Origin of the sequence: Niallia sp. MER 6 (assembly GCF_023714395.1) — a bacterium.
Lineage (GTDB): Bacteria > Bacillota > Bacilli > Bacillales > Cytobacillaceae > Niallia.
The window spans coordinates 165158-177854 of sequence record NZ_JAMAUK010000007.1 but is presented as its reverse complement, the minus strand read 5'-3'; the positions used below and the strand labels follow the sequence as shown (position 1 = coordinate 177854).

The window sequence follows — 12697 nt, the reverse complement described above, 5'->3', positions numbered from 1 at the left end:
TCTCACCTCTCGTAAAGCCTTTAATGAAGAATCTCTATAACATATGCATGTCCGTACCGCATGTTCTAGGCAGCAAACCTTTTTTAATAGAAAATTATGTTAATAAATGCTCTTAAGTAACAAAAAAACTCCCCGCTAATAAAGTGGGAAGCATAAACAGTTATTTTAGTTAAAGTGCAATTACTTCGTTAACCGTAACCTGTCCTAAATAATTTCCAGTGCCTGCTGCGCCTGATGTTACTGTTGAAGTAATAGTCAAAACTGCGTTAGTGCCGAGAAGCTGCAATGCAAGAAGGGCATCGCCGGATGCGATTTCTACACTTAAAGGTCCACCTGCATTCACAACATTCGTAAATACCGGTATTGTCGCAATAACAATGCCTAGTAGGTTGACGACTTCTAATATTCCGCTAACGATGACTGTTTCCGTTCCAGAAAAGGCATAGTTGACACTGACTGGCAAAGCAACATTTAAAAGACCTAACGGAAAAGTGAATCTGCTTACGAAGGTTACTGTTTGGTTCGTTGCACTATTAGGGGCCCAAATATAAGCATTGCTCCCGTCAATGAATGGGGCAGTGGCAGATGGTGTTACCACAACTGGTATTTGTGGAAATGTTCCGCCAGCAGTATTTGCGACAATAGTTGTATTGGCCGGAGTAGTATAACTTTGTAAAACGATTGGCATTTTTTCACCTCCTAGTTTTAATCTATCAGTTAGTTTTTAGGTTTAGACAATTGTTTGAACAGTGATTTCTCCTAGATAACGGCCAGTGTTGACTGGTTCGTAAGGAGTCGTGATAGGTGCAGTCACAACAGCATCAATGGTAATGTTTATCGTGCCGCCTAGTATACTTGCTGCCAATAGAGTATCAGCTGCAATTGTGCTTACGTTTAACGGATTTCCTAAATTCGTATCACCTGAGAATAAAGGAACTGTAAGAACAATGATTCCTAATACATCCAGTACCTGTAATGTTCCTGTAACAGACACAGTTTGATTTCCAGCATATGCATAAAATACTGTTAATGGCAAAGCTAGACCCAACAGCGGAGCACCTAATGAAAAGACACTGCGGAATGTTACTGTTTGGCCAGAAACACTGACTGGAGACCAAATGTAGGAGCTGTTTCCATCAATTAACGGAGTTTGTGGGCCTACAGTAACAACAGGACCAGGTGCTGTAGCAGAGTCTGCAATTCGGACAGTGTTTGTTGGATTTGTAAAGGCTTGTAATGCAACAGGCATTTATTTCACCTCCTTTCAATTTCTCGGAAGTTACAAAATAGCTTATGTGCAAAATACTAAGAAGCTTGGACAAATATTATGGGTAAAATATGGATTTTTTTAGAAAGTCCACCCGTTTTACAGGCAACAGCCTATACTAGTTTTATTTATTTAAATATGAATAAAGAGACAAAGCGGAAAGGGGCTGTATATATGAAAATCCTGCTTGCGACATACTGGATCGTTCCACATGTCGGAGGAGTATGGAATTATATGAACCAATTAAAAAAACGACTTGAGGTATTAGGTCATGAAGTAGATTTATTAGGGTACGGAGAATTGCATAAGTACACATATTTTGTATCAGAAGAAAAAAAGATTTTTAATGATGATTTACAAGTAGAAATAAACAGCCGTTTAGCAAGCATCCAGCATAAACCGTATATGGCAGATCCAGTTGTCACTTATTGTGAAAAACACCGGATTGGATATGAAATTGCCATTTCCAGTCTCGATTTGCTTAAGTACGATATCATTCATACACAGGATGTGTTTTCAACAACTAGCTTTGGGAAGCTGCAGTTGAATGGACCTAAGTTAATTGCAACCTTGCATGGTTCAGTTGCACACGAAATGAAAGATCATCTTCTCTATGAACATGTTACAGCAACTTCCCAAATAGGCTGTACGTATTTCGATGAATTGGAGTATTTAGGAGCAACTTCTGCTGATGTAACAATTGTTGCAAACAATTGGCTTAAGGATATTCTCATCAATGAATTTCATGTACCAGCAGAGCAAATGACTGTCCTCCATTATGGATTTGATATAGAAGCTTTTTTGAACAGAATCGATCCGCAGGATAGGAGCATAACAAAACCAATTGGGAAACAAGTAATTCTTTTTACTGGAAGACTAGTTGCATTGAAAGGTGTGCACGTATTAATTGAAGCATTAAAACAGCTCAGAGGTTCTTTATCGAATTGGGTATGCTGGATTGTAGGAGAAGGTGAAAAGCTGAATGAACTTAAGCTTCAAGCTGCAGAAGCTGGTTTGGGAGATATGATTGTATTCTTTGGAAAACGAGAAGACATCCCGCAGTTTCTATCTAGGGCAGATGTCTATGTTTTGCCAAGCATGATCGAAAACCAGCCATTATCTGTTATTGAAGCACAGATTGTCGGCAAAGCATGTATTGTGAGCGATGCAGGGGGACTCCCTGAAATGATTACACATGGGTTAACAGGATTGATTGTTCCAAAAGGGAATGTCGAAGAGCTTCGGAACAGTCTTTATATGCTTTTAGTAAATAAGCAATACCAAACGTTTCTTGGAGCTAACGCCAAGCAATGGGGACTAAAGCATTGGTCCTTAGAAACTGGAGTGGAGAATATTATGGCGATTTATCGCCAAGCAACCACCCCTTAAGACTTAGAAATATTACAGTAAAGGAGAATCGAAAAATATGAAAATACTATTAGCAACCTATTGGCCCATTCCCCATGTCGGAGGAGTCTGGCATTATATGGAACAACAAAAAAGAGAATTAGAAAAACTCGGGCATGAAGTAGACCTGCTCGGGTTTAATGAAGATACAAGTGTTGTATATATCTACAATAAAGATATCTCCATTGAGAAAGAAAAAATCATGCCATTGCTCGAAGCGAAGCTGACAGAAGAAGCATATCCAGAGATCCATGCTAATGCACTAGTGAAATACACTGAATTTCAGCGCTATGTTTTTGAACTTTCAGCGGCTTATCTTGGACTTGCAGAATACGATGTCATCCACACACAGGATGTCATTGCAACTGCAAGCCTTGCAAGAGTGTTGCCAGAGGGAACCGTGTTAGTTGCGACACTCCATGGTTCAGTGGCACATGAAATTAGACACCAGCTGAAAGGAATGCATAAATCATCTACCGGTTATATGGCTCGAGCCTATTATGATGAAATGGAAAAGGTTGGTGCTACTGCTGCGGCGTATACAATTGTAGCAAACAACTGGATGAAAAAAATTCTAACAGAGGAGTTCCAAGTGCCAGAAGAGCAAATAAAGGTGCTGCACTATGGTTTTGACACTGATACATTCCTTTTGGAAACACAAAAGGTAAATGAATCACTGTTACTTCCTGAAGATAAAACAATTATTACCTATACGGGGCGCCTTATTGAAATGAAAGGTGTACATCATTTAATTGCTGCCTTAGGTAAGCTTAAGGAAGACAGAGACGATTGGGTTTGTTGGATTATTGGGGAAGGCGATAAACAGAAGGAATTGGAAAAACAAGTAATAGAACTAGGATTGGAGGATGATGTATTTTTCTTTGGGAATCGGAGTGATGTCCCGTATCTAGTTTCCCAGTCCGATATTTATGTATTTCCTAGTCTATTGGAAAATCAGCCACTGTCACTGGTAGAAGCACAAATTGCCGGAAAGCCTGCCATTGTAAGTGATGCAGGAGGACTTCCTGAAATGGTTGAGGACGGGGTGACAGGTTTGATCTATCCGGCTGAAGATGTAGATGCATTATACGGATTGTTGCAGCTGCTGTTAAGTACGCCTGAATTTCAATCCATTATTGGAAATAATGCAAGAGTATGGGGACTAGAGCATTGGTCATTATCTAAAGGAGCTAAAAGTATTCTGGAAGTGTATGAGCTTGCGTTAGCAAAAGGGAGGGAGGAAGGAAGGTAATGAAGTTTCCTTGGAAACAGAACATCCATAAAATTCTCCCCTTTTCTGTAAAAAAGGAAGATGTGGACAAGACGAATGATCTTAATAAAGAAGAAAACACAAATAATCATACAGATGAAAAGAAGGCTAAAAAAACACAAAGACCGCTGCAATGGCGTCAACATCAACAGTGGCAGAATTATCAAAAATGGTTCGAACAGCAGCGAGAGCAGGAAAAGCAACGAAAATTAGAACAGCAAAAAAGACTAGAACAGTACCAGAGAGTAGTAGAGCAACAAAGACTTGAAACACAACAAAGATTAGAGGCACAACAAAGTCGTAAGAACCAGCTGAAGCTCGAAACACAACAAAGGCTTGAAACACAGCTGAAGCTCGAAACACAACAAAGGCTTGAAACACAGCAGAAGCTCGAAACACAACAAAGGCTTGAGGCACAGCAGAAGCTGGATACAAAACAAAAGCTTGAGAAACAGCATAAGCTCGAAACACAGCAGAAGCTTGAGGCACAGCGGAAGCTGGAAACACAACAAAAGCTCGAGACACAGCAAAGACTCGAAGCGCAGAAAAAGCTTGAAGAGCAGCAAAAACTCGAAGCGCAGAAAAAGCTTGAAGAGCAGCAAAGGCAGGAAGAACGGCAAAGAGTGTGGGAAAAAATCAATTCTGTTCTTCCTTCGGATTACAACATGCCAAACGAAAAATCGATATCTGTTTTTCAGCCGATGAAGGTAGATGCGTATCAACATTTATTTATTAGGAACTCCCCTGCTAATACCGCAGCAAAGCCGTTATTTATTGATAATCATATTATGGACCGACTTGGTGAAGTGCTACCTCAAGACTATCTTCTTCCTAATATCGGAACATTAGAGGTTTTCTCTAAGATGTCAAGTGACGTCTATAAATCTCTTTTTGTTAAAAAGCCGGGAGCAAAGCCGTTCTTTGTGGACCGGACAATATTTGATAAAATCGTAGCAGCTTTACCAGCTGATTATCACCTTCCTAACTTCCGCATGATAAAAATATTTGATGAGATGTCTAGTGACAACTATGATGATTTGTTTGAAAAAAGGGGACATACAAAAAAAGCCTTCGTGGATAGACGTTATGTAGATGAAATAACTTCGGCATTACCAATTAATTATAGAATCCCTGACACAACGGCAATCAACAAGATACCATCAGAAAAATTATGAGTTTTTTAGCGGATGGTTTGTCGCCATTCGCTTTTTTCTTATAAGGAGATGTCCATTTTTGGCTCAGTATGGTCACCCGCCATATACACGGAACACTCGAATATCATAAGCTATTAAAAATGAGTAGAGGAGCAGAAGGATGAAAGTAGCAGTTACTGGTGGAGCAGGTTTTATCGGCTCTCATTTAACAGATTATTTATTAAAAGAGGGATATGAAGTTCATATACTGGATAATTATTCGTCAGGCCATTATTTCCCTGAACATCCCAATGTGGTATTGCATGAAGTGGATATCCGCAGTGAAAGGGCGCAAGCAATAATCGAAGCCGAAAAACCTGCATTCGTATTCCATCTAGCAGCACAGGCAGATGTTACAAGATCGATTAACAATCCATGTGAAGATGCAGATATCAATATCAACGGCACTATTAATATATTGGAAGGATGCCGGAAAGCAAATGTGAAAAAAATTATTTTTTCCTCTACATCTGCAGTGTATGGCAATCTTCAAAAAGAAACGATTGAAGAACACGATCGTACATCACCAATTTCCTATTATGGATTATCTAAATTATCTGCTGAACAGTATATTCAACTTTACCAAGTATTATATGGACTGGATTTCACCATCCTGCGCTATGGAAATGTATACGGTCCAAGACAAACTGCCAAAGGAGAAGGCGGTGTTATTGCCGTTTTTATGGACAGGATTAAAGAAGGAAGCTGTTTAAAAATCCATGGAGATGGAAAACAGACACGAGATTTCGTATTTGTTGAGGATGTTGTGAAAGCAAACATCGCAGCAACGACAAGCGGCAGCAATGATATTTTTCATGTAAGTACAAATAAGCCAACAAGCATTAATCAACTTGCTGAGATTCTATTAGAACTTCATCCAGACAGTCTAGAAACCATTCATGTTACCAGCCGGACAGGTGATATTAAACACAGCTGTCTTTTAAATGAAAAATGCTGTGAACAGCTTGGATGGAAACCGGAGTACAGCATAAGTGAAGGCTTACAAAAAACCTATCATTATTATAATAATTAATAACCATTCTCCATATTGTGTTTCCTTTTCCTTGTAAAATTCAGTTTATAGTCGTATGCTGCTAGCCCCCTCTTCCATCACCTGTTTGCCTCTATGAGTTTTCATTTTGATAATGGCACACTAGTGTTATTAAAAGGAGTATGTACATGAAGCTTCATGAAATTAAAGGTGAATATGATGCTATTTATAGTTTAGGTGAAAACTGCCTGCCAGCCATGAAAATGAGACAGTTTCATCTCAGGCCATTTGCCGGTCCGCTAGATTGGGTAGGGATAAGGTATGTGCACAATGTAGCCAAGCTGATTCGCACTTATTTTACCGGTTTTCTTGCAGAAGAGAACCTAGTCACTACCGGATATGCTTCAGACTCCGATTTGCTTGTATATGATATTGATAATATCATCAGCTTTAACCATGATTTTAAAACAGACAGGAATACGATTGATAATCTGATGGATTTGCCGTTTGTTAAGGAGAAGTACTACAGAAGAATCACCAGATTCATTCAGAGTGTACAGACTGATAAACGTATCTTATTCATTCGGTCAGTAGCATCCATTGAAGAAATTATTGAACTCCAATCCGCACTTCGTGAGGTTGTCAAAGGTGACTTTACACTATTAGTCGTTAATCACTATCCAGTTTCTGATCTTATTGTGCAAGAATGCAATATTGATAATGTTTGTTCTATATGGCTGCCAAATGAAGATATATGGGATGGAAATAATCATCACTGGCAACAAATTTTCGATGGAATTTCTATTCGTCCGAAATGAAGGCATGTATAAAGGAGACTTAGAGTATATGAGTGTACAAGATATGAAAGGAACATATGACGCTATTTTCAGTTTAGGAGATTTGTGCTTGGCAAGCATCCAATTGCGTAAATTTAATTTGCGTCCATTTGCAGGGCCGCTGGATTGGATGGCTTCAAATAACCTGCCAGATGTTACTAGACTGCTGGCTAACAGATTTTCAGGATATATGGAACTTCATAACCTAAAAGCAACTGGAGAGTACTCGACAGGCATCAACTCTACAGATCCACATTTAGTCATTACAGATACCGCTTACAATATTGTTTCCAGCCATGATTTTCGAGCAGACAGCAATACATTTACAAACTTTCCGGAATATTCAAATGTAAAACAGAAGGTAGATAGACGTGTGGAAAGAATGTTAAAATTCTTTGATGAAGGAGAACGCTTGTTATTTGTTAGGACAGAAGCATCATTTTCAGATACACTTCAGCTGCAAGCTGTCTTGTCTGATATTGTGAAAAATCAGTTTCATATACTGGTCGTCAATCATAATGACAGAGAGGATATGGAAGTGAAAAGCTGGCCAATCAAAAATGTTACAGTAGTGGAAATGCCTGTATACGAAAAGTGGACAAACAATGATGATTATTGGGAAGCTTTGTTTGAAAACATTAGTGTTAAAGAACTAGATGAATAAAAAACGCTCCATTAAATGGAGCGTTTTTGCTTACTTTTTTTAATCTCTTGCAGGTAATTGCCCTTGTTAGTACGATAAATCTAAGTATCTAATCGCAGGTAATTTAATTTTAAAGTGTTAATTTTTGAAATGTCTGGATTCCTTTATTACAATAATAATGAAATGTAAAAACTAAAATGGATGGGAACAAAAAGGATAAAGGAGACAGCGATGAAATTTTCAAATCAAGTCGTCATCGTAACAGGCGCAAGCAACGGAATCGGTCAAAGCATTGCAGAGCACTATTTAAAGGAAGGTGCTAAGGTTGTTTTTGCAGATGTGGATGAAGCTGCGTCTAATAAAATAATTGAAGCGTCAGCTTATTCTGAAAATGCAGCTTTCATTAAAACAGACGTAAGGCAGGAACAGGATATTATTCGGCTGATGGAAGAAACGAAACAGAGGTTTGGCAGGATTGATATTTTAGTCAATAATGCAGGCAAGTCTCTGTTTAAATCTTTTTATGATCTAACAGTGGAGGAATGGGATGACATTATAAATACAAATTTGCGGAGTGTATTTTTATGCTCCCGCGAGGCAGCTAAGATAATGAGGCACAATACAAACGGCGGCGCAATTGTGAACATGTCATCGACAAGGGCATATATGTCTGAACCGAATACAGAAAGCTATAGTGCAAGCAAAGGCGGAATTATGGCAATTACCCATGCATTGGCGAACAGTCTTGCAGATGACCGGATTGCTGTTAACAGCATTGCTCCTGGCTGGATTGAAACGAAGCATTATGATTCATTAAGGGATGTGGATCATGAGCAGCATTTATCCAAAAGAGTTGGTAAACCTTCTGATATCGCTAGAGCATGTCTATTTTTGACAGACAGAGAGAATAATTTCATCACAGGAACAAATCTTACAATAGACGGCGGGATGACGGTTAAGATGATTTATGAAGAAGATTGATTTCTAAAAAAAGCAAGGAGGGTGCAATAATGCTTAATAATTTTGATGAAGTAGTAAACAGGCGCAATACATATTCGGTTAAATGGGATGGCGGCAAGCTCATTAAGGAGATGGGTCTTACTGAGCGCTATGATGAAGAGACGATTCCCTTATTCACTGCTGACATGGACTTGCCAGTACCACAGGCTCTTGTTGATGCCTTGCATAAGACAGTTGAAAACAGAATTTACGGCTACTCCATTTTTCCAGATGAATATTATAAAGCCATCCAGCATTGGTTCAAAAAAAGACATGATTGGGACATCGATAAAGATCATATTGTGTATAGCCCTGGCACTGTTCATGCAATTAATATGGCAATCCGTGCCTATACAGAGCCTAACGACGGCATTATTATTCAGCGTCCTGCTTATCCGCCCTTCACAACAGCAATTGAGGGGAACGGCAGAACAGTTTTGAACAACGCTCTTCTATATGATGAGCAGAGCTATTATACGATTGATTTTGCAGATTTTGAGGAAAAGGCAAGTCAAGACAGCACAAAAATGTTTATATTATGCAACCCTCATAATCCAACAGGCAGGATTTTCCGCGAAGATGAACTGAAAAGATTAGCGGAGATTTGCAAAAAGCATCAAGTATTGATCGTTGCTGATGAAATTCACGGTGATTTGATCAGAAAAAATGAAAAGTTCATTCCAATGGCGAAAATCGCTGATAATGAGATGTTAATTACTTGTACAGCCATCAACAAGACCTTCAATGTTGCTGGTCTTCATTGCACAAATATGGTCATTCCGAATTTAAAGCTGCGCAAACAATTTATAAAAACAATGGGTCACCAAATGACATCACCGTTTACCATATCTGCGCTTATTGCTGTTTATAACGATGGAGAAGAATGGCTCGAAGATTTGAAAACATATATTGACGGCACGATGGAAATGGTGAAAGAATTTATCGACAAAAAAATGCCAAAGGTGAAAGTGGTTATACCAGAAGGCACTTATATTATGTGGTTGGATTTTTCCGCCTATAATATTACACCTGAAGAAGTCCATGATCGCATCTATAACAGAGCGAATGTCCTGTTAGAGGATGGAAGTATGTTCGGAGAAGAAGGCACAGCCTTTCAGAGAATTTGTATTCCATCACCGCGTTCACTCATTCAAACAGCGTTAGATCGAATAGCAAAGGAATTTGAAGATTTACAATAGTATATAACAGCATCATTACAAGGGCTAAGCTTCCAAATACTGTTTAAAGGTTTGCAGTTGTGTATATTTAGGAGTATAATATTTTCATTATCGAAATTACATTACTTATATTTGGGGGCTTTTTCATTGGACATACTACATCAAATACTTTCCACTTATGCTTCCTTTTTTGATTGGGACATGTGGGTAGAAGTATTATCAGATCCAGTTTCGTGGGGATTGATTGGTTCATTAATCATCCTTGAAGGACTACTTTCTGCAGATAACGCGTTAGTACTTGCCATTATGGTCAAGGATTTGCCGAAGGACAAGCAAAAAAAAGCACTCACTTACGGATTGTTTGGAGCGTATTTCTTCCGCTTTCTATTTATCGGACTTGGGGTATATTTAATCAAGTTCACATGGATTAAAGTCCTTGGTGCCGCTTATCTTGCGTGGATTGTTATTAAACATTTCTGGCTTGACAACAAGGATGAGGACGCTAAGGGAATAAAAAAAGACAGCTGGACTGTCCGGATGTTTGGTTCATTTTGGGCTACGGTCATTTCTGTTGAATTGTTGGACTTAGCATTTTCAGTTGACAGTATTCTCGCATCATTAGCTGTTTCTGAAGAAATTTGGATTCTGCTTCTCGGTGGAATGCTTGGAATCTTAATGATGAGAACAGTAGCGAAGCTATTCCTTGTATTAATTGATAAAGTGCCTGAATTGGAAAACACTGCATTTGTGCTAATTGGCATTATTGCTCTTAAAATGTTTGCAAGTATCTTTGGCTTTGAATTAGATCATTATATCTTCTTTGCTATATTGATTCTTGCGTTCATTATTACATTTATCATCCACTTCATCAACAAAAACAAAAAGATGTCAGAAGAAGTGGCATCAACAAAAGAATAACAAATTAAGCCTTGTTCCAGTTTGGGACAGGCTTTTTTTATGTAAAAAATTATTTCGTATATTTATTAGCATAACTAGAGGCTACAAACGAATCAGGCTTAATCTTCGGTTCAACTCCAATTGATTCAATTCTTGCAACCATTTCATTAACAAACTCACTCGTTTTATTTCTTGAGCCGCTGCCAATATCTATATGTCCTTCCATTGAAAATGTCGCTCCACTATATATAAATGGCAGAACAATATCAATCAGTTCGTTTTTCCGTTCTTCTGTAAACAGAGACACCACTTCCTCTGTTAAGGTTGTTTCATAAGAAATTTTTTCGTGCAACGCCAGCATTTTGCGGGGAACGATTATTTTTCTAATGCATGCCCAAGCTCCTTTACCCTTGTTCTGGATTACAATGCCCGTTATAAAGGTAGTATGCTTAGGGTGAACCTGAGAATCAGTGCCAATCATCAACCGATAATTTCCCCGTGGATTTCTTCTCATAAAATTGGAAATGCGCTGAAAAACAACATCAAATGTCATCGACTTTTCTTGAAGATTCTGAAATGCCATCTCTGACCATCTTTTCGCCGCCATTCATTAGCTCCTCCTTCAAACGTCTAAACACAAGCAATGAAGTACTTACCATTAACTATTGTATGAGCACCCCTGAAAAATAGCACCAAGCATAACCATGTCATATTGTATGCAATGCTTTACATTTGGAGTTGGCGGAGGCCTAGTAAAACTAAGAGGAAAGGAAAAATAAATGAATGGAGTGTTAATAACAACTATTTTAAATATAATCAACTAGAGAAGTAATATAAGTAGATAAAGCACTGTTCCAAAACGAAAGAGATAAATAAACTATTATTTCCACATAAAATTTTCACGAAACAGGTTTAAAAAAATGAAAAACAGTGTATATAAGCTAGGTGAATATAACAATAATAGAGAAAAGAAAAATGGACGGAAAAAGGGGATTTACATGAGCAATAATTCTATTCATATTGGTGGTTTACACTTTGAGTGGGAATTAGAAAAGGGCAGGTTTTTGTTTGAAGAGCAAGATGCTGTTCTTTTTTGGATTTCTAGTGCGATGAAAACTTTTTTTGATACGATTGAAGAAATATCTGGTGAAGAGGCTTCTAACTTAGTGTTTGAGGCAACCGGTTATCGTCAAGGTCTAGTCGTTGGCGAGTATTTTGAAAAAATGAAGGATGTAGATGTGAAGGAGGCGGCGAATCTTATTACCGCTACATATGCATCGGCAGGCTGGGGTGTGGCTGAAATTTTTGATTTGAATTATCAAACGAAAACTTTAACCGCTCATATTAAAGACAGCTGGGAATATAAAATAAATGTAGAGCAAGGAAAAAAGAAGGGCGGATGTTATTTAGCTGCCCATTATGCTGGTATATTTACCAGATTACTCGGCACAAATATTTGGTACAAAATTATTCAAGAGCAGCTTGAAGGCAATGAGTGCAGCATTATTGAATACTTCCCATCAGAAATTACTGTTACGAATAATATCCATGAGCTCGCGAGGAAAAAAGAATCCGAACAGATTGCTCGATTAGAACAGGTTGTTGAGGAAAAAACGAAAGAGCTGAAGGAATTAGTCAAAAGAATTTCTTCTCCGATTATTCCCGTTCATGATGACATCGTAATTGTTCCGCTCCTTGGAAAGTATGATGAAGACCGTTCTGAACTGCTTGTTACTAATACACTAAATAATTTACCTCAATATAAGGCAAGCTATTTAGTATTAGACTTAACTGGTTTGGACCGGGATATCAGTCAGCATACTGCAAGTCTTTTGGAGAAAATCGGTTCGGCTGCAAATCTTATTGGCATTCAAACGATTTTAGTAGGAATTTCCCCAGAACTGAGTATTGTCGTATCACAGGCAAATATTAATTTATCTCAGTTTGATTGTTTCCAAACGTTAAAGCATGGCATTCATTATGCATTGGGACAGCTAGGCAGGAAAATAATATAAG

The 12697-nt window shown here is 38.3% G+C and carries 13 protein-coding genes; 10 read left to right on the top strand and 3 right to left on the bottom strand.

All coding sequences use genetic code 11. From position 1 onward, the window contains the following. Positions 1 to 169: 169 nt before the first annotated feature. Both M3600_RS11990 and M3600_RS11985 read right to left on the bottom strand, forming a co-directional pair. Positions 170 to 688, bottom strand: a complete 519-nt coding sequence (locus M3600_RS11990) for a hypothetical protein (protein WP_233313910.1) — start codon at positions 686 to 688, stop codon at positions 170 to 172. Positions 689 to 730: 42 nt separating this feature from the next. Beyond that, entirely contained in the window at positions 731 to 1249 is a 519-nt protein-coding gene (locus M3600_RS11985; RefSeq protein ID WP_237941390.1) for a hypothetical protein, read from the bottom strand. A gap of 192 nt (positions 1250 to 1441) precedes the next feature. Here M3600_RS11985 and M3600_RS11980 point away from each other — a divergent pair, with 192 nt between their 5' ends. From M3600_RS11980 to M3600_RS11940, 9 genes are all read left to right on the top strand, one after another. Next, positions 1442 to 2656: a glycosyltransferase family 4 protein gene (locus tag M3600_RS11980; protein ID WP_233313908.1), complete on the top strand. Its 1215-nt coding sequence runs from the start codon at positions 1442 to 1444 to the stop codon at positions 2654 to 2656. A 37-nt stretch (positions 2657 to 2693) separates the two neighbouring features. Next, a complete protein-coding gene (locus M3600_RS11975) occupies positions 2694 to 3926 on the top strand; it encodes a glycosyltransferase family 4 protein (RefSeq protein ID WP_237941392.1) in 1233 nt (410 codons plus the stop codon). Next, on the top strand, positions 3926 to 5119 hold the full coding sequence (locus M3600_RS11970; protein ID WP_251646172.1) for a hypothetical protein: 1194 nt from the start codon (positions 3926 to 3928) through the stop codon (positions 5117 to 5119). The genes M3600_RS11975 and M3600_RS11970 overlap by 1 nt, the downstream gene beginning before the upstream one ends. A gap of 139 nt (positions 5120 to 5258) precedes the next feature. Then, complete coding sequence (locus M3600_RS11965; protein WP_251646170.1) at positions 5259 to 6170, top strand: NAD-dependent epimerase/dehydratase family protein; 912 nt, start codon at positions 5259 to 5261, stop codon at positions 6168 to 6170. Positions 6171 to 6316: 146 nt separating this feature from the next. Further along, positions 6317 to 6946: a DUF1796 family putative cysteine peptidase gene (locus M3600_RS11960; RefSeq protein WP_233313904.1), complete on the top strand. Its 630-nt coding sequence runs from the start codon at positions 6317 to 6319 to the stop codon at positions 6944 to 6946. Positions 6947 to 6974: 28 nt separating this feature from the next. Then, positions 6975 to 7628 carry a DUF1796 family putative cysteine peptidase gene (locus M3600_RS11955; RefSeq protein WP_251646168.1) on the top strand — a complete coding sequence of 218 codons (654 nt, stop codon included), beginning with the start codon at positions 6975 to 6977 and terminating at the stop codon, positions 7626 to 7628. A 210-nt stretch (positions 7629 to 7838) separates the two neighbouring features. Next, positions 7839 to 8588 (top strand): glucose 1-dehydrogenase, encoded by a 750-nt coding sequence (locus tag M3600_RS11950; RefSeq protein WP_251646166.1) that lies wholly within the window; start codon positions 7839 to 7841, stop codon positions 8586 to 8588. Between the two features lie 29 nt (positions 8589 to 8617). Beyond that, positions 8618 to 9805, top strand: coding sequence for a MalY/PatB family protein (locus M3600_RS11945; protein ID WP_251646164.1), 1188 nt, complete (start codon positions 8618 to 8620; stop codon positions 9803 to 9805). Positions 9806 to 9931: 126 nt separating this feature from the next. After that, positions 9932 to 10702, top strand: a complete 771-nt coding sequence (locus tag M3600_RS11940) for a TerC family protein (RefSeq protein ID WP_233313900.1) — start codon at positions 9932 to 9934, stop codon at positions 10700 to 10702. Positions 10703 to 10751: 49 nt separating this feature from the next. On the opposite strand, the gene M3600_RS11935 is transcribed toward M3600_RS11940, so the two are convergent. Further along, complete coding sequence (locus tag M3600_RS11935; RefSeq protein ID WP_233313899.1) at positions 10752 to 11288, bottom strand: ribonuclease H-like YkuK family protein; 537 nt, start codon at positions 11286 to 11288, stop codon at positions 10752 to 10754. A gap of 391 nt (positions 11289 to 11679) precedes the next feature. Between M3600_RS11935 and M3600_RS11930 the strand changes: the two genes are divergently transcribed. Continuing rightward, positions 11680 to 12696, top strand: coding sequence for an STAS domain-containing protein (locus tag M3600_RS11930; protein WP_237942288.1), 1017 nt, complete (start codon positions 11680 to 11682; stop codon positions 12694 to 12696). Position 12697 lies beyond the last annotated feature (1 nt).

Bases quoted from the DNA above. Each gene is read 5' to 3' on its own strand.
- M3600_RS11965 (WP_251646170.1), top strand. From the start codon at position 5,259: ATGAAAGTAGCAGTTACTGGTGGAGCAGGTTTTATCGGCTCTCATTTA.
- M3600_RS11935 (WP_233313899.1), bottom strand. From the start codon at position 11,288: ATGGCGGCGAAAAGATGGTCAGAGATGGCATTTCAGAATCTTCAAGAA.
- M3600_RS11945 (WP_251646164.1), top strand. From the start codon at position 8,618: ATGCTTAATAATTTTGATGAAGTAGTAAACAGGCGCAATACATATTCG.
- M3600_RS11930 (WP_237942288.1), top strand. From the start codon at position 11,680: ATGAGCAATAATTCTATTCATATTGGTGGTTTACACTTTGAGTGGGAA.
- M3600_RS11960 (WP_233313904.1), top strand. From the start codon at position 6,317: ATGAAGCTTCATGAAATTAAAGGTGAATATGATGCTATTTATAGTTTA.
- M3600_RS11955 (WP_251646168.1), top strand. From the start codon at position 6,975: ATGAGTGTACAAGATATGAAAGGAACATATGACGCTATTTTCAGTTTA.
- M3600_RS11990 (WP_233313910.1), bottom strand. From the start codon at position 688: ATGCCAATCGTTTTACAAAGTTATACTACTCCGGCCAATACAACTATT.
- M3600_RS11950 (WP_251646166.1), top strand. From the start codon at position 7,839: ATGAAATTTTCAAATCAAGTCGTCATCGTAACAGGCGCAAGCAACGGA.
- M3600_RS11985 (WP_237941390.1), bottom strand. From the start codon at position 1,249: ATGCCTGTTGCATTACAAGCCTTTACAAATCCAACAAACACTGTCCGA.
- M3600_RS11975 (WP_237941392.1), top strand. From the start codon at position 2,694: ATGAAAATACTATTAGCAACCTATTGGCCCATTCCCCATGTCGGAGGA.
- M3600_RS11970 (WP_251646172.1), top strand. From the start codon at position 3,926: ATGAAGTTTCCTTGGAAACAGAACATCCATAAAATTCTCCCCTTTTCT.
- M3600_RS11980 (WP_233313908.1), top strand. From the start codon at position 1,442: ATGAAAATCCTGCTTGCGACATACTGGATCGTTCCACATGTCGGAGGA.